Source organism: Paraburkholderia sp. BL17N1, from assembly GCF_003634175.1.
Classification (GTDB): domain Bacteria; phylum Pseudomonadota; class Gammaproteobacteria; order Burkholderiales; family Burkholderiaceae; genus Paraburkholderia.
The window spans coordinates 1,156,182-1,181,529 of record NZ_RBIW01000001.1; the positions used below are offsets into that span (position 1 = coordinate 1,156,182).

The following is a 25,348-nucleotide window of genomic DNA, read 5'->3' on the forward strand; positions in this document are numbered from 1 at the left end:
CATGGCATTTCTGGGGACAACGCCGAATTAGCCAATTGAATCAGTGTCTTGCCGCTCGTATAACCGGATGCGTTTTATGTGCATGTCCGACGTCGTCGAAGGATAACTTTTTGGGTGATTTCCTGAGTCATCGAGTTGGTCAGTTTCTGTCCACCTCGAATCCACAAGGTTTTCGCTTTCCCGATACCACTCCGCGCCTCCCAAGCTTCCTTTGCAGATGCAGCGCCGCCGAACGATGTCCCCTCTCCGCCATCGTTATTGGCATCCGCCCATGCCAGTTACCGTGACTTCGCGCGAATCTGCCCGAAAAGCGCGCTTCTCATCACACCGACTTGCGAGCGTTCGGCTCAAGGCATCAGTATTCATGCTTTCCTTTGCGAAGTCCCTCGAGTCCCCCACTCGCCAACATCAAATGTACACAGCGCCACGAGCGTAATCAGAAAGGAGTCGGCTATGAACCACATCCCGAGGGCACCGACGATCAGCGGGTTCACTTTCTGCTCCGGGTTGTGCCAGCGCACGTACAGGTTATAGAGCAGCCCGACGACAACCCACAGTCCAAAATAGAGCTGCATATCCTGCAGGAGATGTTCGGCAAGCCAACCCGACGCCAACCCGTAGAGGCACATCGCAGGCCACAGCACTTGCAGCGCGCCTGGAATCAGAAGATTCACCACCGTCAAAGGATGCAACACTTCCAGATTGTCGCCGAACTTGCGCAGCGTCCAGAACAGGTCGCGCAGGCCGCTGCGCCGCCAGCGAAGCTGCTGCATGAACAGTTGCCTGAAGTTGTTTGGCGCCGCCGTCCAACATTGCGCGCTGATGTTGATATAGGTCTTTAACCCTTTGAGCAACAGCAGATGCGTCATGTATCGGTCCTCGCCGTCGCGGACGCCGACACCGAACCAGTTCCTATGCTTCACCTGCTCTTCGATCGCCTCGAAATGCTCGCGGCGTACCGCGAACAGACACCCCGAAATGCAGATCACGTTGCGCGTCCAGTTCTGCAACATCTTCATGATCTGGAAGCTGTAGTAGTAGACGACCGTCTGACATTGAGTCAACACGTTCTCGCGGGCGTTGCTGATGCCCACGCGCCCATGCGGCGAATCAACTGTTGGGCAAACTGCTCGGCCTGCGCTCTCACCTCGTACGAAAGCTGCTGATTGAGATCGCGCGCGAACTTGCGTAATCCGTTGATGACCTGCTGGGTGTGAACACGCGTGACGTTCACGGAATATGTCTCCCTGCCGCCGCCGTACAGTTTGCGCGCCAGCCACGCCAGCGCGCCGTCGCTGTCGCGCTCTCTGTCCTCGCTGTCGTCCTCCCGGGATTCTGTGACGGTTTTGTCGGTCGTTTGGTAAGCGTCGGACAGGATTCGATTCAGTCTATCCACCAACTCACCGCGATAAGTTCGAAGCTCCGCCTTATACACGCCATCGAGTTCGTGCCTCGTGACATCGATCTGGCCTTTCAGCTTACGCTGCTGCTTCTTCAGATCGTCGACACTCGCCGAGCGCACTTCGCGCGTTCTCTGATCGATTAAATCGAGCGTCTTGCGTACGAATCCTTCGATTGACCTCTTCTTGGTGAGCACCAGCTCCCGCCGCCGTCCTTCGATGATTTCGTTCTTCTGATGCCGCACGCGCTCCAGCACCGCGCTGAGCGCCGGAATATTACCAAGCACGCCGAGCGTGGCGCGGCAGTGTTCGAAGTCGTCCGCCGGGAACGAGTGCGCATACATCTTGATCAGGTTCTCCCAGACCTTCTTCTCGCCGCTGTCCCACGAACGCCTCGCGTCGAAACGTGCGGCCATGCCATGACAGATGCCGGACGTGTAGACGATCTTGCCCGCGCCTTTTTCATCGATCAGCTTGTCGAAAAGACGCCCGGTTTCGGGATTGGTCTGCTTGAGCCGCTGCAGGGTGCCGACCATGTGCCGGCCGAGCGTCTGCGTGACATGACCCAGGGCGTCCTCGATGTCAGACCGAAGGACCTCACTGCCAAACAATTGATTGTCGACCTGACTCGCCACCATCACGAGTTCCTGAACGCCCTCTCTCTGAACGATCCGGCCCATCATGTCGAGGTCGGGATCACTGAGGAACTGGCCCGCCGGACTCACGATGAACACCACATCACAGTTCTTCAGCAGTTCGGTCGTGCGCGCCTCGCGCGACACCACCGGATCGTTCATGCCGGGTGTATCGATGATGCGCACGTCGCGCAACGTTTCGAGCGGCAGATAGATATCCACGCTCTTGGTGATAGGCATGTACTGCCCTTCCGCACCGACGTAATCCAGTAGCTTCTTTGCGAGGCCCGCCGCGTCACTCGCCCTGATCTTGCCGTGCTTCCCATGCGGTAGCCTGTCGAGACCCGCATTGCAGATGCGCCGATACTGATCGTGCGCGGCATGCAGCATCGCGTGCCGTGTAGCCGTGTTTCGTGAGGCCAGCTTGCGCACCTCGCTCCAGAAGGTGTGGTCCTCGACCGGGGCCGCGCCACTGCCACGGCGCGGCCGTTGACGCAGTGCCTGCGCGGCGTCCTCCTGTTCAGTCTCGAGATACTGTTCGTAGCGCAGGCTGTCCTCGCGCATATGCTCAATGTCGTCGGCCGTATAGAACTGCACCTCGGCGCGGAATTCTTCGTCGTACGCGAGCGTGGTCAGTGCGGCGGTCATCGGCGTGGCCGCCTTTGGGAGAATCGGCCTTCCTTCGAAGATGAGTGCGTTGAGCAGCGATGATTTGCCCGCCTTCACGCGACCGACTACACCGATTTGCAGGAGTCGCGCCTCATCGTTCAGCAGCCTAAGTGCGTCGGACAGTTCTGCCGCGCGATCGATCGCAAATTCCCTCGCATACGGTCTGGCATCTCGCCCGATGTGCTCATCGAATTGATCGAGCCACGCGTTGATGCGATCGTTGAGTTCGATGATTTCCTGCTCTACGGTCACGGCTTCACGTTTCATTGCAGTTCCTTGACCGAACATTGGATGTGCTCCCGCGCTTGAGCAAGCAAGGCGAGCTTTGCGTTGGATTCGTCCGCGCTCGCCTCCGCGCTTTCGCGATGCGTCTGAATCGCGGCGCTCTGCCTTTCGATTTCCTCCGCGAAATCGGCGGCTACGCGCGCCACCAGGTTGTCCAGTTGCTCGGCGAGCAGCGCGCTGAGCTTGCCGCGAAGTTCGCGCTTGCACGCCGGAATTACATCGTCGCGGATGGTTCTGCGCATTTGCTCGCGCTGGCTTCCCGCACGTAAGAAGGCCAGGATTTCCGGCAAAAAGATGATGGCGAGTTCGATCAGCGGATTGATCACTTGTGTCGTGATCGCCAGAATCGTCGCGATGTTGCGATAGTTGACCTGAGGAAGCGGTTGCCCAGGCTTCCAGTCGGTTTCCTGCTTGCGCTTTTCCAGCTCCCGGGCATTGTGAGACGCCAGCGATTCGCTCCAGCCCGCCAGCATGTCGCCGGTTCTCTTGAGTGACTGGTCAAGCCTCGTGGTGAGGTTTTTCAGCCAGTCCGGCCCGCTGCCGAGTTGCACCATCGTGGGTTTCAGGTCGGCAAGTGCTGCACCAAAGTCGCTGACGATCGTGCGGCTCACTTCGTCCATCTGTTCTTTCAGCGTGCGCGTCACCGCGTGCCGGACGATCTCCGTGAAGGTGCGCGAGAACGAGTCACTGTTGCCCGCAAGCGCCGCGGTCAATAGCTCGCTCTCCGCATCCACCAGTTCGTGTTCGACCGCCTTCAATGTGCGCTCCACGACGCGTTCGAGTTGCTGACGGCGCAAATCCGCGATTATGCGATCGCGGCGCTCCTCAATGCGACGCAGTCCGTCGGCCAGCTCTTCCAGTGCGTTGTCGTTGGTACGCTTATCGGTCAGAAGCGCGCGCTCCGAGATGCGGATCTGCTCGACGAGCGATTCGGCCAGCGACTTGATATCGTCGACAAAGAGGCGGCGCACGATCCGCTCTGGCGCGATTCGCGCGAGCGCTTGCGTAAGCACCTCATTGCCGTCCGTGCCGACCGGAACCACCGCTTCGTCGATACCGTAGTGGACCTGAAGCTGTTCCTGAATGGTCGCGGCTACCGACTGCACCTGATCGTCGGCGCGCAGATTGGTTTTGTTGAGCAGGATCGTCATGTCGCGGCCCAACGATTGAACATCGTCGAGCTGACGCAGCAGCGACTGCGTAATCGTGCCGTCCTCCACGCTGATCACGACGATGAAATGCGCGCCGCGCGGCAAGTACCAGCCAATCGCCTTGTTGTGCGCTTCAAGTGACGAACCGAAACCCGGCATATCGACCAAAACGAGCGGCTCGATCGCTTTCAGCCGTGCGTCATCCAGGAAAAGTTGGACGTGCGTGAACTCGCGCGCGCGAGCCTTAATCGACTTGAGCGCGTCGATGTCCATCCGTTCGCTGGTTCCATCGGCGCGCATGGCGAGCGCATGCGGATCTTCGCCGTAACGCAACTCAGTCGCGAGCTCGGTTTCCGGAGCGAGGCCGACGGACAGGATCTCCTTCTGGAGATAGGCATTCAACAGACTGCTTTTGCCTGCACTGAATGAGCCGATCACCGGCAGCAGCAACTCAGTGTGGCGCAAACGCGCGCCAAGGTTGTCGACCTGATCGGACTTCAGCGAAGCGCTCGAAGCCAATTGACGGAACTCGTCGAGAAGACAAATCCAGTCGGTCTGAATTTGCAACATGAGCATTATCCTTACTTTTTTGCGAGTTGATTTGAGGGATGATTCGGGCAGATCCTGCGTCAGGCCGCACGCTGATCATCGGGAAGCTCACAGGGTGGGAGCGAGGTCGCCGAGTCCGCGGCATCGAGCAACAGGCGCATGATTTGACGGTTCAGTTCTGGCATGAACGCACTAGCCTGCCTGGAGACACGATTCATGCGTTTACGGCACACATTTAATAAGCTTAAGGGGCCCGTTATGAACGCCCTCGAATATCGCTGACCGGCAGGTCTGTGGACAAGGCGCGTCCCAGCCGCCGCACCGGGCGCGGAGCATCGCACCGAGTGGTAGGGTCGAGAACTGGCGCGCGCACCGATAGGCGCCGGTGGTGATTCCACCGCTTTCGCGATGGCCCGCAATCCGTTAACCATGGTCACGTTTCCAGCTCCCGCCACGTCGAACGCAGCGGGCCGATTTCCGGCACTACGCTCTCCTGTGTGCTTCATGTCAAGATTTATGGGACCTATCATGCTGGGCGCGCTTTCGGTGCGGCAGCACGACGAACACGATAGCCGTTGAACAGCTTCAGTTCCTCATACAACCAGCGCCTACTCCACCGCTTCCAGCCGAAGCCCCGCCGATTCCGGGAGCGCCCCATGTGGCGCCTGATCTTCTTTTCTACCCAGTCTTTGATGAAGCTGAAGCACTCGCTGGAATGTCCAACAGCGAAGTAATTCACCCAACCGCGTAACACTGGATTGATCAGTTCTACCACCCGATCTACCGGCTGCGACTGGTATCGCCGAAACACGTCTTTGAGCTTACGCAACAACGCCGTGCGCTTCTTCAGCTTTGGCGTATAGTGCGCCCGCCACACCTGCCTCTGTACGCTGCGGAGTCGACGGAAGTCGAATCCCAGAAAGCCGAAGCTCTCTGAGCGGTCTAGATTAACGGTGCGGCTCTTCTCTTCATTGACCTCAACCTGCAGTTTGGCAAACTCTTCCCGAAGTCGCGTGGTCACCGCCCTCAGCAGCCACGCATGGCGCGGATGGGCATCGATCAGCACCACCAGATCGTCAGCGAATCGGGCATACTCGACGTAGGTGTACTTCCCGTTGCGCGTGGCTTCTTTCGCCCGCTCCAGCATACGGTCTACCTCAGTGAGATAGATGTTACTGAGCAACGGTGAAATCACCCCGCCTTGCGGAACGCCTTGTTTGCCCGACGCAGTCAGCATCAGCTTCAGCAGATGCATTACGTCGTCGTCCTTGATCCGACGCGCCACTTTTTGAAGCAGTAGATGATGCCGAACTGTGTCAAAGTAGGCGCGCAAATCAAGGTCTATGACGTGGGTCTTGCACTGAACAATCGCCGTCGCCACCCGATGCACCGCTTCATGCGCGGTACGCTTCGGACGATAACCATACGACCCCGATTGGAAGTCTGCCTCGAAGATCGGCTCCAATATGAGCTTGAGCGCACCCTGGACCACCCGGTCACGGATAGCCGGAATCGAAAGAACACGGACTTTGCCCCCGTCCTTCGGTATCTCCTGCCGCCGAGCCCGTAGCGGCACGTAGGTCCGCCCGATCAGTTCGCCCTGTATCTGCTCAAGAAACGCCTCCACGCCGTGCGCCTCGATAGCCTCGAACGTCACTCCGTCGATACCCGGAGCGCCGTTGTTCTTTCTGGCCAGCGCATATGCCTCGCGCAGCGTGTCCATCTTGCAGACATGGACGTACAACCCCCAGAAACGCCAGGACGGTTCAGCCTTCGCCTTGACGTATATTCCCCGCCTCAGGTCCTGCAAACTGCTGGACGCCTTTGTCATCTCGTCCTTGCCTCCCATGTTGTCGAGGAAACTACAAACAGCAGGGCCCCTTCGCTCCACCGGCGTTACCCAGCTTCGCCGCTACTACGGACCCATCCGCCACCCTCTCGCCTTCGGCCCACTTCCCGGGTTAGCCGGTTATAGGGCCTACCTTGCTCCGGCGATTTCGCGCCGGGGCGAGGAGGGCTTCTCCAGTTGCTTGGCATGTCCTTGTCATCGTGCCGTCGCTTCCACCCCGCCGAAGTGGAATAGCCGTATCGGTCAGATTTCGGCTACCCATGCTGCCTTCACCCTCACGGTTGCGGGCTCGGCCCTCGGAGCTTTTCATTTTCGAGGCCACATCTGCGTTCACTTTTGTTACGGCCCAATGACTCGCGCATTCCCCTAGGAAATGCCTGTCGATAGGCTTCAGAGTCTTGGTTTCCCGCCACCCTGCTATCCAAGCTACGGGGCCTCTGACTCCTACCCCGGCAGGACTGACTCCTGCTGAACATGCCAGCCTTAGCTGGACGCACAACCGGACACGAAATTTCCCGATGCGCCCGCTCACTTCGTCGCTCATTCATATCGAGGTAGGACGTTTCAAGCGCTCGGGGTGCGCACATCAATGCGCGTCTGATTCACCTTCGAACCTAGACAAGTGACGAACGAGTCGCGATTTCCTTTGTCACTCTCTCTATGTGCGACACCAACCCGACCGCTAACGGCGAGAGGATGATCACGTTGAATCCGGGACTCGCCTGGAACGCATCGATCAACTGCTGACGATTGCCGACCGCGCGCGGATCCGCAGATGTATCACCGCCTCGCCTTGACTGTTGCCGACCGACTGCACCGCGTTCGAGATGCGCGCGAGCGGCTCCGCCAAACCTTCAGACAGACTCGTCGTGATCGACCTGCCGAGTTCAGTGCTCGTGTTCGTGATCGCCGCGATCTGCTGTTGCGTCAACTCGCTCAGAACCTGTTTCAGGTCCGTGACGAGCGACTCCTTCATCTGCATTGCCTGCGTGGCCGAGGTTTCGGAGGCCTCGACGAGCCGCTGCAAGTATTCTTCGCCCGCGCCCGACTCGAACAAGCCGTCGATGTCGCCGCAGAGCTTGTCGAGCAGCGTGTAGAGCTTGTTGACCATGGCCTTTTCGATGGTCGTCACGATCATCGCGAGAAAGATGGCAAGGCCCGATAACAGGAATGCGCCGCCGACGCTCGACACAAGCGATTCGAGGCTTCCGCGCACGACTTGGGGATCGTCCGTGATCTTGAAACCGTTCAGGCCAAGAATCAGCCCCGAAAACGTGCCTATGATGCCGATACCGGTCAGAATGCCCGGCAGATGCTTGTAGAACTCCGTGCGCAGCGGCGCGTCAATCAGCGCCTGCTCGGTGAAGAACGTGCTCGCGGTAGCCGTCGCGCGCCAGCGGTCCGTTTCCGTCATGCCCGCCGCGTTGACGTGCTTCTGAGCGTGAAGGGTGTCGCGGTATTCATCCCAGCAGTGCTTGAACGCGGTTCCCTTCATGACCTCTTCGCCGATGCTGTCTGCATCGACGCCCTGGTCCGCGTCCTTTAACGCCTTCAGTGCACGGATGGCATGGCCGAGTTCCCGTCGGACGCGCAAGAAGGGGAGCATGAACTGCCCGATGAAAAACGCTAGCGCGAAGGCCAGTGCCGACAAAACGGACGCATGCAAGATGGTGGACAGCGAAACGGAAGCGAAGCTCATGAGCGCATCAAGTTAGAAATGGCCAGGTCAAACGAATCCGTCCGCGGTGCGACGCAGGGTCTGGCGCTTCCGGCGCGGGGAATTCGGTCGATAAGAACGGACGGCGCAGCAAGCTACTGCGACGCGCGGCCGAACATCAAGGGGGCGGGTATTACTGAAAGTGGCTCACGGCTTCTGGTCTCTCGGAATCTGTTTCTATTTTGCGCGCTCGACAGAAATCGAAAAGCAATGTCTCGAGCAAGTTCGTCTGACTTCGGTTTTCATGTTTCGCGGCAGCGTTAAGCAATTCCTTGAAGCGGGCCGACACGCGATAGCTGACCGATATTCTCTTTGTGGACATGCAAATCCCCAAATGCAACGCCACCTACTATACACACGATGTTTTCGGGTGTAACTAGTTGTAACCATAAAATTGCGTTCTACCTCTCGAGTTCCGACGCTGGCTGCAGTCGAGGTGCGCCGGATAGCAGCGATCAGCTAGGGACGCCGGTCGCACTTCGGACTTCAATCTGGCCACACCTCCCCTAATCCGCTATCGCGCGCCGCGCATGACTGGGTCTCTAGGGAGTCTCACTATGAGCGCCCGCCAAGGCCTCACCTGGGCTTAACATAGAGCTGCTTCTTAGCTTGGCTGGGTACGGCGCGCTCTTCTGTAACGAAGATGTCATGGTGCGATTTCACCAGGTCGGATAGCTTCCTGAATCCATAGGCACGTGCGTCAAAGTCCGGCTGCAGTTTCGTGAGATAACTCCCAAAAGTGCCCAGATGCGCCCAGCCATTCTCGTCGGACGACTGGCTAAGCGCGGAAAGCATGAAATCCTGCGGAATGCTGTGCGCCGCGGCCTGGGATACTGCAGTTGCGGGCGGTAGTACAGGCGCCACAGCGGGCTCGGGCTTGGCCGTTGCCGGTATGGTCTCCGCTGGCGCAGGCCGCAGCAGATCCGTAAGTACGAACTTGTTGCAGGCACTCCGGAACGCATCCGGCGTCTTCTGCTCCCCAAAGCCCAGCACCATCGGCCCCCTCTTCCCGAATTCGGGTTGCCAGCCCGGTGAAGTCGCTGTCGCTTGTCACGAGACAGAAGCCGTCAAATCGTCGGGTGTAAAGCAAATCCATCGCGTCAATGATGAGGGTGCTGTCAGTTGCGCTCTTGCCAGTGGAATAGGCGAACGGCTGAACCGGCTTGATAGCGTACTTCTGTAGGACCTTCTTCCAGGAAGCGCTACACGGCGACGTAAAGTCACCATAGATGCGCTTCACAGTTGCCTCCCCGAATCTTGCCACTTCCCCGAGAATGCCCTCGATGACTGCGGCCTGTGCGTTATCGGCGTCGATTAGTACGGCAAGCCGCAGGGCAGGCTCTTCAGCTTCGATCCTGGAAACGCGTTTGGAGGCAATCATATTGGCATAGGCCCTATTGAAGGACTTCAGCATAATACTTATCTCCTGTGCGGACGCACCCTCTTCAGGGTAAAGCAAACATGAAAGTGTTTCTCGACGATGCGCGGCCGACACCTGACGGGTGGCATCGCGTTTTCTGGCCCGATGAGGCCATCCGACTGCTCCAGACCGGGGCCATCGAGGAAATCAGCCTGGATCATGATTTGGGGGATGACGCACGGGGCACCGGGTACGATGTAATCCTCTGGATCGAAGAGGCCGTGGCGTTGCGTGGGTTCAAGCCGCCAAGAATCATCGTGCACTCCGCGAATTCTTCGGCGGTCGAAAAAATGCGAGCTGGCGTGCTCGCCATTGAGCGACTGGCCAGCCGCTAACAGTTTTCGATCCGCCATCGGGATTTCTACACAATCTATGTGCTTCGACATGCAGGCGCTTTAGAAGCCGATCGCCGCAATGTAATCGGTGACGCTATAGCGCGCACGTAGCTGCCCACCATGCCAGATCGATGCGACACAGCGCGCGGCAAACATGGCGAACGGTTGGATGCCCCCGCAGGTTCTGCACACTTCCTTGCGCGCGGACAGGCCGCCACCTATCGCAGAAACATGATCCCGCACTTTTTTCTTGACACAATGGGCAAGCCTGTGATCTAATCCGACTCGCATTCTGAATTGGGTCGACGCCCATGCCAACCTGCCTCCCCGGGCAAGGTGGAACGCGAAAGCGAATGTGGCTCTCATGAGAGCAACCAAGCGGGTAACGCGTCGACCCTCCTTGAACGGAGGGTTTTTTGTTTTCAGACTCAGCGATTCCTAGTGAAACGATCCAGGCTTACCTGGAAACCGAATACTTCGCTTTTGGCGACGCGCCTACGACATTAAGGGTTGGCCAGGCCAATCCCGCATTGGCCACGCTGCACAAAGCTCACGACGTCAATTGCAGCGCATTCGTGACTGCCTGCAATCCTTTTAGCCAGACGTGTAGTGCTGAGTTCAACGCCGCCAGTCAGGAGGCGTTGGCGTGTGAACTGAAGCGGCTTGGCTTGATCGCGATCGAGGGTATCGGCAAGCACCCGTCAAACAAGTGGCCTGGCGAGGCGAGTTATCTGGTGCCCGGGCTCTCCCTCGAAGCCGCAAAGGCGCTTGGCGCGCAATACCGTCAGAACGCAATTGTCTGGTCCGCAGACGATGCGACGCCTCAGCTCGTGCTATTGCGTTGAATCACCCGTCCACCTGATCGGGCAAATTTCAGTTGGCGGAGCATTACACATGCAGCTAAAGCGGGAAGCAACCCGCTTTACCGCAAGCCGGACGGTTTCTTTTGTTTTATGTCGCGGATTTAAAGCACAACTTGCAGCGCGACTCATAAATTCTGCTAAAGCGTCGCCATGCCTCTATACCCCGGAGGCCGGTGAACGCCGAACCACCGGGGATGGAGAGAAAAATGACACAACCTCTACTGGGCATTCTGCCCTCGCTGGACAGCCTCTTCGATCGCTTCCAGTTTCAGATCGAAACGCCTGAGCATCACGTCCTCTTGATCGGACTTCCCGGCACCGTCCGCCCCGGGTCATTCCTCTTCGCAAGGCCGCGGCCAGACGTGCGCGAGGCCGTTGCGGCACGCTGCACAAATGGCGTCATTGGCGGCTTTCGCGCAATCCGTTCGGCACAATGGATGAAGCAGGGTTTGCTCCCCGTGTACGCCTATGACCCACCTCACATCGCCAGCTTCTTCGCTGCGCTTGTTCCGTACGCCGAGCACGAGCGGTTTGAATGCCAAGGGAGGAAAGGACAATGAGAGCGCGCCATTCCAACTACCCCATCGGCAAACTGCTTCTGAACGTAATCGAACAGTCAGGACTGGACCCAAAAGCATTCTTTGCTGAACTGGGATTCACAAACTTTTCGAAGTCGATAGAACGACTGGATTGCTGGCTCGGTCATGGAGAAGGCAACGCCCTGTTGCTGGAAAGACTTCAATCGAGCCGGTTCGCCATCGATGACAATCTGTTAAAGCAGGTGATGGCTGAAAACAATGTCCTGTTACGGCGAGAGCGTGAGGCCGCAGCAAAGGGACGTGTCAGAAATCTTGTGTGCTGAGGCCGGTTAGAAATCTCAGTTGATGGCGCTGGTGAACCGCTCGCCGAACAGAATGGCGAACTGATTGACTGCTTGCCGCCAGGTGATAGGTGGCATCTTCCAGTCCTTTTCGATGTTGCGCAAGGCCAGGTATAGCAATTTGCTGGCGGCTTCGTCGCTTGGGAAGTGACCGCGGTTCTTGACGATCTTGCGAAGCTGCATGTGCATGCTTTCGATCGCATTTGTCGTGTATATGATTCTGCGTACTTCCGGCGGATAGGCGAAGAACGGAATGACCTGTTCCCATTGGCGCTGCCACATCGCGGCGACCGTTGGGAATTTCTTGCCCCATTCGCTTTGCGAGAAGGCTTGCAGCGCCGCCTCAGCGGCTTCGGCGGTGGCGGCCTGATAGATCGGCTTGAGCGCCGCAGCCAACGGCTTACGGTCCTTCCAGCTCGCCAGATTCAGCGAATTACGGATCAGATGCACGATGCAGGTCTGGATCTGCGCGGCCGGAAACACCGCCTCGATGGCCTCCGGGAACCCACGCAGGCCGTCGACCACCGCAATCAGGATGTCGTGCAAACCGCGATTCTTCAACTCGTTGAAAACCTTCAGCCAGAACTTGGCGCCTTCGGTTTGCTCGATCCACAAACCCAGCACTTCCTTGCGCCCGTCGGCCCGAATGCCCAGCGCGAGGTACACCGCCTTGTTCCTGACCGTGCCTTCGTCGCGGATCTTCAGTCGAAGTGCGTCGAAATACACGATCGGATACATCGCCTCGAGCGGGCGTTGCTGCCACTGTTCGACTTCGGCCAGCACCTCGTCGGTGACGGTCGAAATCAGATCGGGCGACACCTGTAGGCCATATAGCTCCAGCAAATGGCCCTGAATCTCGCGCACGCTCATGCCGCGCGCGTACATGCTGATGACGTGATCGTCAAAGCCCGGCAGCCGGCGCTGATACTTGCCCACCAACTGCGGCTCGAATGTCGCCTGCCGGTCACGCGGAATGTCCAGATTCAGTTCGCCATTGGGCGTGATGACCGTCTTGGGGCTGGTGCCGTTGCGGTGGTTGCCGGACTTGCCTTGCCCGGTCTCGGCTTCCAGATGGTGGCTCAACTCGGCCGCGAGCATGCGCTCGGCCAGCCGTTTCTTGAGCTGGCCGGCCAGACCTGATTCGCCCAGGACCGACTCAGCATCCTTGCCCTGCACCTGGGCAAGCAATTGGTCGATCAACTCGTCGGGAAACAGCTTCGGTGCCTTCGGGTTCCTGTTCTTCTTTGTCACGGTTGCTTCGGTCATAGGACGTTATTTCCGTTATCGTCTCATGACCTCGGCACACAGAAAATCTGACAGGCTCCAGCAAAGCGTGAGAAAGATGAGGCAAGAAAAGACTTCCAGCCTTACCTTGAAGTCATCCCGGAGTTCTCACGCCCGACACAGATAACGTTGTTCTGCCTCTCAGGTGGTAACCGGCGATTTGGCACCAGACTACCCGACGACATATCGGCATGGCCGTGGGATGACCAACTTGCCTGCCTGAAACGGCTTGTGCGAGAGAACTTTGCAAAGCACCGGTGAAGAACGTTCTTCACCGGAAGGATTGTTGGCTACCGGCCCAGATCGTGAGCTAGCCAGGAGCGCTCATCTGCAGTCGATGCCGACTCATGGGCACCCTCGGTCGCTGGTCGCCTGTGCGTTCTACTGCCTCATCGCACGCGGGTATCTGAACAAGCTACCGGACCCCTGGTCGTGGGCAGATCAGCGTCTCGAGGAAATTTACCAGGCCTGGTCTGATCCTCACGAACAGAAAGCGTTTCTGGCAGAGCTCGATGAACTGAGGAGCTTTCCCAGGTCGAGCGAAGCGCGTGGGACCGGCTACGTGGTCGACACGCTCTGGTCAGCGCGCAAGGCGCTGGAAGAAAAATCGTTCTCAGAAGTTGCCCGGACTGCGATCAGCTTTGGACATGACACAGATACGACGGCAGCAGTCGCTTGCGGTCTCGCCGGAATCAGGTTCGGCCTTGACGGCATCCCGGAACGCTGGCTTGAGCAGCTTCGGGGATTTGAGCTTGTAGAACCGTTGATCGCACGGTTCCCGGATATTCGTGCCTAAAGGCTCTGCCTCCGTGACGGCATAACAACCGAAATCCGGCAGGTCAGCACCTGCCTGGCTGCATCGGTACAACGCACTTACCACCAGGAGAAACATTTCACCAAAATTTTTGCTGAATCCGACGTCACCATCGAGATCCTGAATGTCCATGTCCGCGATAGCGGCCTGGTGCCATACACGGTGGAACACGACCATATCTCGCTGCGTACTGAGAAAGGTATCGGATATAGCGTTTCCTTGGTCACGGACCGAAAGTTCATCCGGCTCAGCACCTACCTTCCGCTGAACAGGCTGGCTCCTACTGACCAGAAGCAAGGGCTGGCGCGACGATTGAACGAGGAGGTCTTCTTGCCTGTGTTTGCCTTGGACCGCGATGAAGACCTGACGGTCGCCTACGTGCTGCCGTATGTGCACGGTTTAATTGCCGGGAATTTCGTGTTCGTCGTCAATCGGTTTGCGTCCTTGCTGGATTTCATCGTTCGGACCTACAACGACGAAGGGCTGATCGACTTCGGTGCGCCCGAAGCCGCCCCGCCGGTGTCCACGGTGGCCGACTCCGGAACGGGGCCAGCCGGTGGCGACCGCCTACACTGACGGATCAGTAGCCTCTTCGGACCAACTCGGCGGCCGCCAGTCCCACCAGGCTTCGTTCCGGTGTCTGGCTCTCTGGTGATGCCAGGACCTGAACGGGCAAGGCCTCAAAGCCATGTAACAGGCACGGCAAGCAGGGTTTCGCCACCCACCTTGTTGCCGTTTATCCTTGGTGACGTTGCGCTTGGAGTCGCACTTCCCTCTCTTGTTGCCGTTCTTACTTTTCCCGATTCTTGCACGCACGCATCGACAAGGACTCTGCTCAGGAAACGGCCGATCGACTCTCGCCTTTGCCCAATGTTTACTGAGCAGCTACAACACAACAGATTCACATCGAGTCACGAGATGTCCCGAAGATTTCCTATAGTCCCTTGCAGCTACGGTCGAACGACGCCGGCCCGATTGAAGCGGACGTCGGTCCACGCCGCGTCAGGGAACGTCGTGACGTCGAAAACAATACGCCCGCTCTCACATCAGGAAGGTGCGTCGCGATGCAGCGACCGGCGCGGCAACGCAACCTGACGTTGGGGTCGAAGCCGAACCGTTTGTTCACCCGCATCAACACAGGCGGCGTGCAGCTAGAGCAGAGCGATATCCTCAAGGCACAGTTGCTGCGCAAGATTCGTCGCCACAAGCGCCGATACGATGCCATCTGGCAAGCCTGCGAGAATCTGAACAATTACTTTGAGCGCAATGTGCGGCAGCTTTTCCCCCATGCCGATTGGCAAGAGCTGCGCTTCGATGACCTCGCGCAATTCGATGCGGAACGCTTTCTGCAGGACGAGAGCGATCAGGCGCAGACCATAGGGCAAACATTGGCGGAGCTGGCTGCGGAGGTGAATGTCCAGCTCGGCACAGAAGACGGGCCAGCAGGAGCGCCTTCTGTCAAAGAAGACGACAGCACGGTGTACTGTCGCTCCATCATCGGCTTTCCGCTGCTGCTGATGCACACTTATCGTATCTTCCGCGCCGAACGGGAAGAAGGCGACATTAGCTGCCGGCTCAACGCGGCGCGCTTTGGTGAGTGTTTCCACGAGTTCGTCGAAAACGGGAACGAGGCGGATGCCATCGCTTTCATTGAATGCCTGTGGCGGGTGCGCTATCAGTTTGACCGTTGGGTAGCGAAATGGCTGCAACGAGATGGCGACGTCGAGCACCTGCATCTGGGCAGCGTGACGCTGAGCGAGAGCAAGGGTGTGAAACGGCTGAACCGCTTTTACCCTGAACTCACGCCGGACCTGGTTCAGCTTCAGGCTGTCCGGAACTTCACCGGTGAGCGCAGCGCCCAGTATTGGCTCAGCCCCTTTCTGGCGCTGATGATGAAGCCCACGGCGCTCACAACCGGCAATGCGTCGAATGAGCTTAAGTCGATGGACATCGCGTTGCGCGAGCTGGAAAAGATAGATAACGTACTTTCCCTGGCCCAGAATACGCAAAAGGAAGCCAGCTTCGCGCTGTTATGCGGGCAGAAATCGGAATGCCATTCTCCTGCCGAGATTGAAAATCATCTGCGAAAACCACTGGGTACAGGCTTCGAACATTATTGGTTTCAGAAGCTGGAATACGTATTGTGGAAATGCCGCGAAAAGCTGCCCTTTCTGGCCGAAAGATATTGGCGCGATTTCCGCATTGCTTCGAAAAACTCAGTAGAGCATGTCCACCCCCAGCAACATGAGTATCGCCAGGAACAGCTCGAACCCGCCATACTGAACAGCTTCGGCAACCTGGCCCTACTCAGCCCGGGCGAGAATTCCTCCTACAGCAATCAGGATCCGGAAAAGAAGCGCGTCGACTTTGAGCGCAAGCCGACCTATGACGCATTGAAGCTGGCGCACATTTTCCATCTGATGGGCAAGGAACAATGGAATACCGCCAAGATAGAGCGACATCGGCAGAGCATGCTAGAGCTGCTGCTGCAGCATTATCAAGCTGGGTAAGTTCATCTCAGCGCACAGGTCGGATGATCCAGGTTGGCGCAAGTTCCAGCTGACCTGGCTCCCGCGATTGAGGTCGATCGAAGAATCCGCAATCCCGGTCGGTAGATCGATTGTGTCGCTTTGAAAGAACCGATGGAAAGTTACGTTGAGCGGCAAAGAGCAGCGTGCCGTAGTTGGCGGAATGGGCGGAGTTGGCGACAGTGGCATCGGTGATGCATTGCAATGCAGAACAGGCGGTCAACGTTGCCCCCTTTTCTCCGCGTGCTGCGACGTGGGCTTGCTTTTTCTAACGCTATTTAGCAGGAGGTCTCTCGAGAATCCGACGCGCGGTTCGTGGGCTGGTAAACATTTGCTTGCCGTACTCGCGACAAGTGCAAGTCAGCGGCATACGGCCCGACACATGGAAGTGTTCTTCACGCCGGGCTCGGAAATGCGCTTGCATCGACATGCCAGAGCCGGTGCATGGGAGGCGCCAACAGGGCGTAACGCCTGGAAACGCCCGAGGGCATTGCTGCCCCGCACGCGGACAAAATCGGTACCAGGCGCAAGGGGTGACCTATGCCCATCCTCGGCGTTGCGACGGACATTTGCCACCGCTCCGTACTTCCTGTCGGTGACGGTATCTACGAGTTTCTGGCCGATTTCGTTACGCGACGTGAATCCTGGCCAGATCGAGCAGATGCGCTCCCAGATAAAGCAGCATCCCGATGAATCCGCCAACAATGGTTCCGTTGATCCGAATGCACTGCAAATCCTTACCGATGTTCAATTCAATTTGATGCGACATCTCACGCGTGTTCCAGTTCTTGACTGTGTCGCTGATATGTCGCGTGAGGAAACCGGCGAGTTCAGGCACCATCGATTCCGCTGATTTGATCATATGAGCATTCAGTGATACGCGCAGCTCGGCGTTAGACGCCAGTTCGGCGCCGAGCCATTCGCCCATCGCGGCGATCTTTGCATGCATCATGCGAGTGCGGATTTGACACATCGGTCTTGATCCACGTGCGCAACGCCACTCCACAAGTCCTTGACGTAGGTGCTGACCATTTCGCCGTCGCGCAAATGGCGTTTGAGTTCTTCACCTTTCTCCGGGAAGCTGCGGTCGCTCTTCAGTCTGGCGATCAACACCTGAACGGCCGAGTCGAACTCCTTGCGCAGCATATGGTCGCGATCATCGGACACCTTCTTGAGGATCTGATTCACACCGCTACGAATCATGCCGGCAGCACCGTTGCCGATTGCAGCTGTAGGCAGTATTTGTTCAAGCGTGGAATACTCTTCCTTGATCCAGTCGACAACCTGGTGTGCGATGAGACGTCGGCACCGAAGAACTGCGCTGTCCGTCTCCAGATGCCTGCGCATTGGGCTCGTTCATTTTTCGCACGGCGTTGTACAAGTCGATCCACACACTGATTGCATGTCTTCATTATTTCGCGGCAGCTTCGGGCGATTTGCGGGAACCTGCCTGTCGCTGGAACTTAAGCTATGCGGCCGGTTCCACGCAGAGCTCTCGGTCCCCAATCTACTATGTCAATCTCTGTGCGCGCGCAAACAGCACGATCGAAGCGGCGATCACCGGAGTTCACAACCTGGATTAGTGACGCCGCGCGGCCGGATTCAATCAGGCAGCACTCGATACACCCGCGCGTGCCGGGTTCGGCAACCGGGCATTCGGGGACCCTATCAAGGAACGTGGCGCCGCAACAGCATTCTCGCATCGCCGGCGACGTGCTCGACGGCGAGAGAGTTGGTTAGGTTCGCCGCACCGCGTCTACGAAAATGTACGTTTGCACAACGTTCACGAGAGCCATCAACTGGTTAGGGGCTTAGCCCGTTCAACCACTCCGCCATGCTCGCGGACGAATGGCGCCCAAAACCGGCGGTAGCCTATCCTGCTGTACCGTTATCTTCTTCAATTTTTAGGGTGGATTTTCAAACGTATTCACACTAGACCTGAACTCGACCCAACTGGCGCAGAACCGGGTTACCAAGGACGTCGCCAATATGTGCGTTGTGGCTACCTTCATTAGTAAACGCAAGGTGGATAGAGACAGGAAGCTGCGTCCCATGCGTCGCGTAATCCGATCGCGCCAACAATAACCCATACCGCGCACGAATCCCAATCGGTAGTCATGGGCAAATATCTTCAGCGGTAGCGAACGTGACATGCACGCTCGACGGGTGAGCGATGCCGCCAAACTTCACGCGCTTCTCTGCGGCATGGCATTACCTTGACAGATGTCGTTGCGCCTCCGCCACGAACAGAAAAAAGTACGTCCTTCCGCAGCGTCCCACGACCGTCCAAGGCGATCCGCCATCGTCCACACCGCGCACGAATGCGGCGTTGACGCGCCAACGAGCGGGATGCACGATCAGTTCGACACACTGCTCACCAGCGCAAACGGAAGATCATCATGCCAGCACCGAAGACTTACACGAAAGCCCAATGGGACGAGTTCGCACGGTTGCTCGACGCGCTACCGGAAAAGCCACCCTCCGAGCGACGCATTACGGTACGCGACGCGATGCAGGACGTGCGCGCCCATATCGATGCGGCCCGCGCCAAAGGGTATTCGGTCGAACAACTAATCGAACAGGCAAAACAGGCGGGCATCAACGTTACGACCAGTGCGCTTCGATACGCGCTGCAGGAGACGAAGAAACGGCGCGCCAACGCTCGTCGAGCGGATGGCACTTCGAATGTGCGCGGCAACACAAAGACTTCTCTCAACCGCCCGGCAAAGGGTCCAGTCCGGCAGCAAACCGGTCCGGCATTTCACAGCAAGACGGAGCGCGGAAATAATGAACCCGGCTCCCTGGTCGTTCAAGATACGTTCAGCTTCCAGATCAGACCGGATACGGAAAATCTATGAACGTGAAGGCGATATGAACGGACATGTACGCACGACGTAACCCCAACGAATCTAAACGTGATTTCAACCGTGCAAGATCGCGGGGGAAACGTGAAGTAACCCCACAGCTGGTTGTCAGCCAACTGTCTACATTCCCGCGAAAACAAGTCCTCTCCGTCACACGTGACGAGCGACTCGCCACCCATCGGCAACAAACGCGGTGCGTCAGGACTTCCGCCTCAAACACACCGCGGCCGAATCGGTCCCACCTCCGCCCCCGCTTTCAGCCGATCCAGGTAATCGGCCCACGCCTGCATCATGACGAACCGGTCGTCAATGAACCGCGTGCGGTTGTAGGCGCTGCCGAGCGAGTCAGGCACCCGGTGCGCCAGTTGGTGCTCAATGACTTCGGCGGGAAATCGAAGCCGCTCATGCAGGATTGTTCGAGCCATCGCCCGGAATCCGTGGCCGGTGATCTCGGTTTTCGTGTCGAAGCCCAGTCGCTGCAGCGCGGCATTGATCGCCGCGCCGCTCATGGGCTTTCTACGATCGCGGCCCGGAAAGACACAACGCCATTGGCCGGTTTGCGCCTGCAACTCCTTCAGGATCTCCACAGATTGGTTAGCAAGCGGGACCAGATGCTCGGTCTTCGTCTTCGAAACAGTAAAGGACCATTCGCGCCGTTCCAGATCAATCTGCGCCCACTCGGCCTGCCTCAACTCACCGGGTCGCACGAACAGCAGCGGCGCAAGTTGCAGCGCCGCGCGCACGACCAGCGTCCCGGAAAAGCCGTCAAAGGCCCGCAGCATCTCTCCGACCTTCTCGGGATCCGTAATCGAGGCGAAGTGGGTATGCCGGTTGGGCCGCAGCGCGCCGCGCAAGTCGGCGCTGACGTCGCGCATGGCGCGTCCGGTCACCACGGCGTAGCGAAATATCTGACCGCAGTTCTGCAGCAGCCGGTGTGCGGTGTCGTGAGCACCGCGCTTCTCGGCACGGCGCAGCACTTCAAGGACTTCGGGTGGACTGATGTCCGCAATGGGACGCGAGCCAAGCCAGGGAAACAGGTCCTTCTTCAGTCGCCCCATGATCTTCTCGGAGTGGCTGGGTGCCCAGCCGGGCGCCTGCTGCTCGAACCACTCGAGCGCGACGGCCTCGAACGCGGTGGCGGTGTTAAGCCGTGCGAGGCGCTTCTTGTCCTTCTTGGCCTGACCGGGATCAATACCATCGGCAAGCATCGCACGGGCTTCATCGCGCTTTTTTCGCGCATGGGCGAGCGTGACATCGGGGTAGATGCCTAGCGCCAGCCTCTTCTCCCGGTCGTTGAATCGATATTTGAGGCGCCAGTATTTCCCGCCAGACGGAGAAATCTCGAGATACATTCCGCGGCCGTCGGAGACCCGGTATGGCTTCTCACGAGGCGCAGCCCGGCGAACTTCCAGATCGGTAAGAGGCATGGGACACCTCCCCTTGCTTTGGGGGCACAAATTCTGGCCACACGGAAAATCTGGCCTGATGCCCCCAAAGCTGCGCCGAAACGCCCCCGGCTGTCAACGGAAACCACAATCCCGAAATGGAAACAAAAACCCCGTGGCCCTTACGGGGCGCGGGGTTTGCGGAATTCTCTGGAACTGCCTGGAACACGTGATGGTGGAGAGGAGGAGGATCGAACTCCCGACCTTCGCATTGCGAACGCGACGCTCTCCCAGCTGAGCTACCCCCCCAACGTGCGAACAATTCTAGCACAGGCATTTTCCGTTTTGCCAAGCCGGCCGGAACCAGCAAAACGACAAAAACCATCACCTGGAAGGCGCCCCTGCAAGCACCCAATCCACCACCGCCCGAATATCCGCATCGCTCATCGACTGATGCGCGGGCATCGGAATCATGCCCCACACGCCAGAGCCGCCGTCCTTCACCTTGCGCGACAATTTCGCCGGCGCCTGGGCGTCGCCCTTGTACTTCGCGGCGATCTGCTGGAACGACGGGCCGACCAGTTTGCGATCCACCGCATGACATCCCATGCAAGCATTCGCGTTGGCGACCAGTTGGCCGCGCGGCGCATCGGCGGCACGCGCAGCCGGCACAACGGCACCCGCCAGCGCACTGACCGCCAGCGCGCTGATCACCAAGGCAACGCCGCGCATCACGGCGTCGTCGCCTTCGGGTTACCCGGATGCACCGCGTTCGAATTGGTGACCGGCGCGGGCGTCTGCTGTTCGAGCGGCCGCGAACTCACCGACGAATCAGGAATAGTGCCGACGGTCGGCGCGCTCGCGTCCGGTTGCGAAGCCGCCGCTACGGGCGCCGTCCCCGCTGCGGCGGCAGCCGCCGCGGCTTCCGCGGGCTGAATGTACTGGAACACCTTCACGACCTGCACCACGCCCGGCACACGGCTCGCGACATCCGCACCGCGATTGCCTTCATCCATCGTGACGAGGCCCATCAGATACACCGAGCCACGCTCGGCCACCACCTTGAAGTTGTTCGCCGAAATGTTCTTCTCGGCGATCAGCGCGGTCTTCACACGCGTCTCGAGGTAGGTGTCGTTGGTGCGCGACGAGAACGAACTGGCCGGCATGATCGTCAGTTCGTTGACGATCGTGCTGACGTTGTTCAAACCACGCACGATGGTTTCCGCGCGTTGCTTCGACACGTCCCCCGCCACTTCGCCGGTCAGCAGCACGCGACGATTGAACACCGTCACGTTCACGTGCGCGTTGTCGGGCAAGTTCTGGCTGATCTGCGAGAGCGCCTTCACCTGCAACTCGCGATCCTCGGTCTGCGCACCGAGCGTGCGCCGGTCCGTCGCCACCAGCGCGCTGCCGCCCGCCGCGCCGGCAACAGCGAGAAAGCAACCCTGCAACGTTGCGGACAGCCCCGCCGCGAACCCAACCACCAGCACGGTTCTCACCAGTGTCTTCTTGACGCGGAATACGCTCATCAACTAGCTCTCCTTCGGAATCAGTCTCAGTCTTCGCCCAGCAACATGGCATCGATGCCGTCGCACAGACAATGGATGGTCAGCAAATGCACTTCCTGAATGCGCGCGGTGCGATCCGACGGCACACAGATATGGATATCGGTATCGCTCAATACTTCCTGCATGCGTCCGCCGCCCTTGCCGCTCAGCGCGACCACGATCATTTCGCGCTCATGCGCGGCCTCGATCGCGGCGAGCACGTTGGCGGAATTGCCGGACGTGGTGATCGCCAGCAGCACGTCGCCCGGCTGGCCAAGCGCCCAAACCTGCTTCGAGAAAATCTGTTCGAACGCGTAGTCGTTGGCGATGGCGGTCAACACCGAGGTGTCGGTGGTCAGCGCGACCGCCGGCAAGCCGGGCCGCTCGCGCTCGAAGCGCCCCATCAGTTCGGCGGCGAAGTGTTGCGCGTCGGCCGCCGAGCCGCCGTTGCCACACGCGAGAATGCGATTGCCGTTGGCCAGCGCGGCGAACATCGTGTCGATCGCAGCGGCGATCGGCATCGACAGGGTTTCGAGGGCTTCGAGTTTGACTGCCGCGCTGTCGCGGAAGTGTTGTTGAATGCGTTCGACTGACATCGAGTCTCTATCTTCTGCCGCGAATGGGCCGCACTGCGCGGCCGTGTTGTGAAGTCGTATTACCAGGTCGTGCCGCTTCGATGAATCAGAGCGGCAACGCGGTGCAGGCGCGCAAACCATCGCTCATCGCACTGCTCGCCGCGTTGTCGACGTTGCCCCGTGGCCTGCACGCGAGCGCAAGTTTATCGCACTCACGCGCGTTCTCCGCGCCTGGCGTCAGACTTCGTCGGCACGGAACGCGTCGCGCAACCACACGAGACGGCCGGCTTCGAACGCGATCACGTCGAAGCGGCACGCGGGTTGATCGCGCCAGCCGGCGGCACGCGTCACCAGAAAATGTTGCGCGGCGCGTACGATGCGCTGCTTCTTCTGCCAGCCGATACTCGCCGCCGCGCCGCCGTAGCGCTTCTGCGCACGCGCGCGGACTTCGACGAAGACCAGCGCGCCATCACGTTCGCGCATGACCAGATCGATCTCGCCGCCGCGGCACGACACATTGCGCGCGACGAATCGCAAACGCTGGCGCTGCAAAAATTCCTGCGCACGCAATTCGAAAACCGCGCCGACGAGTTTGGACCCGACGAGTCCCGAAAAGTTGTGCGGCCTGGTGAGGGCACCGCTCGGCGCCGGCGCGCTCACGGCCGGGCCGCCACGCGGATCGCCTGGAACCGCGTGGCACAATGGCGGCCTCGTTCCGTCTGTTTGTGTCTTCTGCCTCATGACTCCTCTCTCCGAACTCGCGCAAGGGCAGCAGTACCCCACTGCCGCGCTATATGTGGTGGCCACGCCGATCGGCAACATCGCCGACGTCACGCTGCGCGCGTTGCATGTGCTCGGACTGGTAGACCGCATCGCCGCCGAAGACACCCGCAACACGGGGCAACTGCTCGCGCGTTACGGCATTTCGAAACCGCTCGTCGCCGTGCATCAGCACAACGAGCGCGCCGCGGCACTGCGTCTGATCGAGCATCTGCAAGCGGGCGAACGCGTGGCCTACGTGTCCGATGCGGGCACGCCGGGCATCTCGGACCCCGGCGCGAAACTCGTCGACGCGGTCCGTGAAGCCGGCTTTCCCATCATCCCGCTGCCCGGCGCAAGCGCGCTCGCGACCGCGCTGAGCGTGGCCGGTGACTGGGTCGCGACGTTCTCGTTTCTCGGCTTCCTGCCGCCCAAAGCCAAAGCCCGCGCCGCGACGCTGCAGCCGCTCGCAAGCCATCCCCACGCGATGGTGTTCTACGAAGCGCCGCACCGGATCGTCGAAACGGTGCAGGCGCTGGCCGACGCATTCGGCGGCGAGCGCAAACTGCTCATCGCACGGGAATTGACGAAGTTACATGAAGCGCTGCATCGCGGCACCCTGGCCGAAGCGCCAACGTGGCTCGCCGCTGATCCGAACCGGCAGCGCGGCGAATTTGTGCTGGTGGTGGAAGGCGCGCAGCCGGAAGCCGCCGGCGAACACGATCACGACGCGCTGCTAGGCATTCTGCTGGAGGAGTTGACGGTGAGTAGCGCGGCCAAAGTAGCGGCGGCGATCACCGGAGCGTCGCGCAACGCGCTGTACACGCGTGCGCTGACGCTGAAGAAAGAAGACGAAGAGTAAAGCTGGCGGACCAACGAAAAAGGGCCGCACAAAGCGGCCCTTCGTTCTTCCACGGACACAACCCGTGAGGCCGCCGACGCGGCGCTACGAGGAGCGCGCCTTAGCCGCGCTCGCCGCCGTCATATCACTTCTGTGCGCTCGAATCCGAATTCGACGCCAGCATTTCATTACGCGCGTCGCGTGCTTCCTGCTGCGTCAGACCTTCGATCTGCACCCGTGCCGTACCGGCATGGCGCATGTTCAACGCGGACGCGGCAGCCATGGAAAGATCGATCACGCGGCCACGCGCATACGGACCACGGTCGTTGATACGCACGACGACCGAGCGCGACGTGGCCGGATTGGTCACACGCACATAGGAGCCGAGCGGCAACGTACGATGCGCGGCGGTCAGCGCGTGCATGTCGTAGCGTTCGCCGTTGGCGGTACGGCGGCCATGGAAGCCGCGGCCGTACCACGAAGCGCGACCGGTCTGATGAAAGTCCGAAATGCCGGAACCTTCATCGGTGAGAGGCTTTGCATCGGCCAGCGACGAGCCTTGAGCAGTCGCGCCGGAGGCCGGCGCGCTACCGAAAGCTTGCGGTCCAAAGGAGCCCGCTTGCGTCAGTTTCGTGCTCTGCGGCGCGCCGCTTTCCGACGTGTTGCTAGCGCCCGGAGGCGTGGCGCAACCGGCCAGCACAAAAAAGGCAAAAAGAGTCCCCAGACCACGGGATAACCGAGTTTTCATAAGACGTGCAATCACATTGTCGAGCCGCATCACGCCAAAGTTGAGCGTGTTGCCTGCGACTCCGGCGGCAATGGACGACAACGCGCCGCGCAGACAAGCGCAGAACGTCAAAGCCCGGATGCGGCTCATTCAGCCGCTACCGCACGGTTAATTTTCACGTCTGGCGCAACCTGTCCCCGGCAGCCTGACCAGACCCCACATGCCGCCATCGAACGTGGCAAACACGTTCTTGCGCGCGCAACTCAGCGCG

25 protein-coding genes, 1 tRNA gene and 1 riboswitch are annotated in these 25,348 nt (G+C 59.3%); of the genes, 9 read left to right on the plus strand and 17 right to left on the minus strand.

The window, feature by feature from the left end:
* Positions 1 to 362: 362 nt before the first annotated feature.
* From B0G82_RS04985 to B0G82_RS05015, 7 genes are all read right to left on the minus strand, one after another.
* On the minus strand, positions 363 to 1,064 hold the full coding sequence (locus B0G82_RS04985; RefSeq protein WP_206751609.1) for a glycosyltransferase family 2 protein: 702 nt from the start codon (positions 1,062 to 1,064) through the stop codon (positions 363 to 365).
* Positions 1,061 to 2,971, minus strand: coding sequence for a dynamin family protein (locus tag B0G82_RS04990; protein ID WP_158608127.1), 1,911 nt, complete (start codon positions 2,969 to 2,971; stop codon positions 1,061 to 1,063). Before B0G82_RS04990 ends, B0G82_RS04985 begins: the two co-directional genes overlap by 4 nt.
* Positions 2,968 to 4,710 carry a dynamin family protein gene (locus B0G82_RS04995; protein ID WP_158608128.1) on the minus strand — a complete coding sequence of 581 codons (1,743 nt, stop codon included), beginning with the start codon at positions 4,708 to 4,710 and terminating at the stop codon, positions 2,968 to 2,970. Before B0G82_RS04995 ends, B0G82_RS04990 begins: the two co-directional genes overlap by 4 nt.
* A 505-nt stretch (positions 4,711 to 5,215) precedes the next feature.
* Positions 5,216 to 6,538 carry a group II intron reverse transcriptase/maturase gene (gene ltrA, locus B0G82_RS05000; protein ID WP_241974480.1) on the minus strand — a complete coding sequence of 441 codons (1,323 nt, stop codon included), beginning with the start codon at positions 6,536 to 6,538 and terminating at the stop codon, positions 5,216 to 5,218.
* A 736-nt stretch (positions 6,539 to 7,274) separates the two neighbouring features.
* Positions 7,275 to 8,237, minus strand: a complete 963-nt coding sequence (locus B0G82_RS05005; protein WP_199730059.1) for a hypothetical protein — start codon at positions 8,235 to 8,237, stop codon at positions 7,275 to 7,277.
* A gap of 594 nt (positions 8,238 to 8,831) precedes the next feature.
* Positions 8,832 to 9,050: an OST-HTH/LOTUS domain-containing protein gene (locus B0G82_RS40385; RefSeq protein WP_241974482.1), complete on the minus strand. Its 219-nt coding sequence runs from the start codon at positions 9,048 to 9,050 to the stop codon at positions 8,832 to 8,834.
* Complete coding sequence (locus B0G82_RS05015) at positions 9,034 to 9,669, minus strand: NYN domain-containing protein (RefSeq protein ID WP_241974484.1); 636 nt, start codon at positions 9,667 to 9,669, stop codon at positions 9,034 to 9,036. Before B0G82_RS05015 ends, B0G82_RS40385 begins: the two co-directional genes overlap by 17 nt.
* A 47-nt stretch (positions 9,670 to 9,716) precedes the next feature.
* Here B0G82_RS05015 and B0G82_RS05020 point away from each other — a divergent pair, with 47 nt between their 5' ends.
* From B0G82_RS05020 to B0G82_RS05035, 4 genes are all read left to right on the plus strand, one after another.
* Positions 9,717 to 10,010 (plus strand): cyclic-phosphate processing receiver domain-containing protein, encoded by a 294-nt coding sequence (locus B0G82_RS05020; RefSeq protein WP_121306819.1) that lies wholly within the window; start codon positions 9,717 to 9,719, stop codon positions 10,008 to 10,010.
* A gap of 282 nt (positions 10,011 to 10,292) precedes the next feature.
* Positions 10,293 to 10,398, plus strand: a riboswitch (SAM-I-IV-variant riboswitch).
* 28 nt (positions 10,399 to 10,426) lie between these two features.
* The gene (locus B0G82_RS05025; protein WP_121306820.1) at positions 10,427 to 10,855 is read left to right on the plus strand and encodes a DUF3293 domain-containing protein; all 429 of its coding nucleotides are present in this window, start codon (positions 10,427 to 10,429) and stop codon (positions 10,853 to 10,855) included.
* A 224-nt stretch (positions 10,856 to 11,079) separates the two neighbouring features.
* Entirely contained in the window at positions 11,080 to 11,433 is a 354-nt protein-coding gene (locus tag B0G82_RS05030) for a hypothetical protein (RefSeq protein WP_121306821.1), read from the plus strand.
* Entirely contained in the window at positions 11,430 to 11,735 is a 306-nt protein-coding gene (locus B0G82_RS05035) for a hypothetical protein (protein ID WP_121306822.1), read from the plus strand. Before B0G82_RS05030 ends, B0G82_RS05035 begins: the two co-directional genes overlap by 4 nt.
* Positions 11,736 to 11,750: 15 nt before the next feature.
* Here B0G82_RS05035 and B0G82_RS05040 read toward each other — a convergent pair whose 3' ends face one another.
* The gene (locus B0G82_RS05040) at positions 11,751 to 13,019 is read right to left on the minus strand and encodes an IS256 family transposase (protein WP_206751610.1); all 1,269 of its coding nucleotides are present in this window, start codon (positions 13,017 to 13,019) and stop codon (positions 11,751 to 11,753) included.
* A 304-nt stretch (positions 13,020 to 13,323) separates the two neighbouring features.
* Here B0G82_RS05040 and B0G82_RS05045 point away from each other — a divergent pair, with 304 nt between their 5' ends.
* The 3 genes from B0G82_RS05045 to B0G82_RS05055 all read left to right on the plus strand — a co-directional run bounded on the left by B0G82_RS05045 (position 13,324) and on the right by B0G82_RS05055 (position 16,361).
* Complete coding sequence (locus tag B0G82_RS05045; RefSeq protein WP_241974655.1) at positions 13,324 to 13,833, plus strand: ADP-ribosylglycohydrolase family protein; 510 nt, start codon at positions 13,324 to 13,326, stop codon at positions 13,831 to 13,833.
* Between the two features lie 180 nt (positions 13,834 to 14,013).
* Positions 14,014 to 14,427 (plus strand): hypothetical protein, encoded by a 414-nt coding sequence (locus B0G82_RS05050; RefSeq protein WP_147439447.1) that lies wholly within the window; start codon positions 14,014 to 14,016, stop codon positions 14,425 to 14,427.
* A 488-nt stretch (positions 14,428 to 14,915) separates the two neighbouring features.
* Positions 14,916 to 16,361, plus strand: a complete 1,446-nt coding sequence (locus B0G82_RS05055; RefSeq protein WP_121306825.1) for an HNH endonuclease family protein — start codon at positions 14,916 to 14,918, stop codon at positions 16,359 to 16,361.
* 646 nt (positions 16,362 to 17,007) lie between these two features.
* Here the strand turns inward: B0G82_RS05055 and B0G82_RS41050 are convergent.
* Together B0G82_RS41050 and B0G82_RS41055 are read right to left on the minus strand one after the other, a co-directional pair.
* Positions 17,008 to 17,307 carry a DUF445 family protein gene (locus B0G82_RS41050; RefSeq protein ID WP_158608129.1) on the minus strand — a complete coding sequence of 100 codons (300 nt, stop codon included), beginning with the start codon at positions 17,305 to 17,307 and terminating at the stop codon, positions 17,008 to 17,010.
* Positions 17,308 to 17,327: 20 nt separating this feature from the next.
* Positions 17,328 to 17,726 (minus strand): DUF445 family protein, encoded by a 399-nt coding sequence (locus B0G82_RS41055; RefSeq protein ID WP_121306827.1) that lies wholly within the window; start codon positions 17,724 to 17,726, stop codon positions 17,328 to 17,330.
* 1,052 nt (positions 17,727 to 18,778) lie between these two features.
* Here B0G82_RS41055 and B0G82_RS05070 point away from each other — a divergent pair.
* Entirely contained in the window at positions 18,779 to 19,237 is a 459-nt protein-coding gene (locus tag B0G82_RS05070; protein WP_121306828.1) for a hypothetical protein, read from the plus strand.
* Positions 19,238 to 19,455: 218 nt separating this feature from the next.
* Here the strand turns inward: B0G82_RS05070 and B0G82_RS05075 are convergent, their stop codons facing one another.
* The 6 genes from B0G82_RS05075 to B0G82_RS05100 all read right to left on the minus strand — a co-directional run bounded on the left by B0G82_RS05075 (position 19,456) and on the right by B0G82_RS05100 (position 23,491).
* Positions 19,456 to 20,670, minus strand: a complete 1,215-nt coding sequence (locus B0G82_RS05075) for an integrase arm-type DNA-binding domain-containing protein (RefSeq protein WP_121306829.1) — start codon at positions 20,668 to 20,670, stop codon at positions 19,456 to 19,458.
* A gap of 191 nt (positions 20,671 to 20,861) precedes the next feature.
* Positions 20,862 to 20,937 (minus strand) — tRNA-Ala (locus B0G82_RS05080).
* 75 nt (positions 20,938 to 21,012) lie between these two features.
* A complete protein-coding gene (locus tag B0G82_RS05085; protein ID WP_121306830.1) occupies positions 21,013 to 21,360 on the minus strand; it encodes a c-type cytochrome in 348 nt (115 codons plus the stop codon).
* A complete protein-coding gene (locus B0G82_RS05090; RefSeq protein WP_116143246.1) occupies positions 21,360 to 22,157 on the minus strand; it encodes a BON domain-containing protein in 798 nt (265 codons plus the stop codon). Before B0G82_RS05090 ends, B0G82_RS05085 begins: the two co-directional genes overlap by 1 nt.
* Positions 22,158 to 22,183: 26 nt before the next feature.
* The gene (locus B0G82_RS05095) at positions 22,184 to 22,771 is read right to left on the minus strand and encodes a phosphoheptose isomerase (RefSeq protein ID WP_106283879.1); all 588 of its coding nucleotides are present in this window, start codon (positions 22,769 to 22,771) and stop codon (positions 22,184 to 22,186) included.
* Positions 22,772 to 22,987: 216 nt separating this feature from the next.
* Entirely contained in the window at positions 22,988 to 23,491 is a 504-nt protein-coding gene (locus tag B0G82_RS05100) for a YraN family protein (protein WP_116143248.1), read from the minus strand.
* Here B0G82_RS05100 and rsmI point away from each other — a divergent pair.
* The gene (gene rsmI, locus B0G82_RS05105) at positions 23,490 to 24,371 is read left to right on the plus strand and encodes a 16S rRNA (cytidine(1402)-2'-O)-methyltransferase (RefSeq protein WP_121306831.1); all 882 of its coding nucleotides are present in this window, start codon (positions 23,490 to 23,492) and stop codon (positions 24,369 to 24,371) included. The two genes, B0G82_RS05100 and rsmI, sit on opposite strands and share 2 nt — an antisense overlap.
* Before the next feature lie 124 nt (positions 24,372 to 24,495).
* Here rsmI and B0G82_RS05110 read toward each other — a convergent pair whose 3' ends face one another.
* Positions 24,496 to 25,128, minus strand: coding sequence for a septal ring lytic transglycosylase RlpA family protein (locus B0G82_RS05110; RefSeq protein WP_121308618.1), 633 nt, complete (start codon positions 25,126 to 25,128; stop codon positions 24,496 to 24,498).
* Positions 25,129 to 25,348: the final 220 nt, after the last annotated feature.

Bases quoted from the DNA above. Each gene is read 5' to 3' on its own strand.
- B0G82_RS04990 (WP_158608127.1), bottom strand. From the start codon at position 2,971: ATGAAACGTGAAGCCGTGACCGTAGAGCAGGAAATCATCGAACTCAAC.
- B0G82_RS04995 (WP_158608128.1), bottom strand. From the start codon at position 4,710: ATGTTGCAAATTCAGACCGACTGGATTTGTCTTCTCGACGAGTTCCGT.
- ltrA (WP_241974480.1), bottom strand. From the start codon at position 6,538: ATGGGAGGCAAGGACGAGATGACAAAGGCGTCCAGCAGTTTGCAGGAC.
- B0G82_RS05005 (WP_199730059.1), bottom strand. From the start codon at position 8,237: ATGAGCTTCGCTTCCGTTTCGCTGTCCACCATCTTGCATGCGTCCGTT.
- B0G82_RS40385 (WP_241974482.1), bottom strand. From the start codon at position 9,050: ATGCTTTCCGCGCTTAGCCAGTCGTCCGACGAGAATGGCTGGGCGCAT.
- B0G82_RS05015 (WP_241974484.1), bottom strand. From the start codon at position 9,669: ATGCTGAAGTCCTTCAATAGGGCCTATGCCAATATGATTGCCTCCAAA.
- B0G82_RS05020 (WP_121306819.1), top strand. From the start codon at position 9,717: ATGAAAGTGTTTCTCGACGATGCGCGGCCGACACCTGACGGGTGGCAT.
- B0G82_RS05030 (WP_121306821.1), top strand. From the start codon at position 11,080: ATGACACAACCTCTACTGGGCATTCTGCCCTCGCTGGACAGCCTCTTC.
- B0G82_RS05035 (WP_121306822.1), top strand. From the start codon at position 11,430: ATGAGAGCGCGCCATTCCAACTACCCCATCGGCAAACTGCTTCTGAAC.
- B0G82_RS05040 (WP_206751610.1), bottom strand. From the start codon at position 13,019: ATGACCGAAGCAACCGTGACAAAGAAGAACAGGAACCCGAAGGCACCG.
- B0G82_RS05055 (WP_121306825.1), top strand. From the start codon at position 14,916: ATGCAGCGACCGGCGCGGCAACGCAACCTGACGTTGGGGTCGAAGCCG.
- B0G82_RS41050 (WP_158608129.1), bottom strand. From the start codon at position 17,307: ATGGGCGAATGGCTCGGCGCCGAACTGGCGTCTAACGCCGAGCTGCGC.
- B0G82_RS41055 (WP_121306827.1), bottom strand. From the start codon at position 17,726: ATGCGCAGGCATCTGGAGACGGACAGCGCAGTTCTTCGGTGCCGACGT.
- B0G82_RS05070 (WP_121306828.1), top strand. From the start codon at position 18,779: ATGCCAGCACCGAAGACTTACACGAAAGCCCAATGGGACGAGTTCGCA.
- B0G82_RS05075 (WP_121306829.1), bottom strand. From the start codon at position 20,670: ATGCCTCTTACCGATCTGGAAGTTCGCCGGGCTGCGCCTCGTGAGAAG.
- B0G82_RS05085 (WP_121306830.1), bottom strand. From the start codon at position 21,360: ATGCGCGGCGTTGCCTTGGTGATCAGCGCGCTGGCGGTCAGTGCGCTG.
- B0G82_RS05090 (WP_116143246.1), bottom strand. From the start codon at position 22,157: ATGAGCGTATTCCGCGTCAAGAAGACACTGGTGAGAACCGTGCTGGTG.
- B0G82_RS05095 (WP_106283879.1), bottom strand. From the start codon at position 22,771: ATGTCAGTCGAACGCATTCAACAACACTTCCGCGACAGCGCGGCAGTC.
- rsmI (WP_121306831.1), top strand. From the start codon at position 23,490: ATGACTCCTCTCTCCGAACTCGCGCAAGGGCAGCAGTACCCCACTGCC.
- B0G82_RS05100 (WP_116143248.1), bottom strand. From the start codon at position 23,491: ATGAGGCAGAAGACACAAACAGACGGAACGAGGCCGCCATTGTGCCAC.
- B0G82_RS05110 (WP_121308618.1), bottom strand. From the start codon at position 25,128: ATGCGGCTCGACAATGTGATTGCACGTCTTATGAAAACTCGGTTATCC.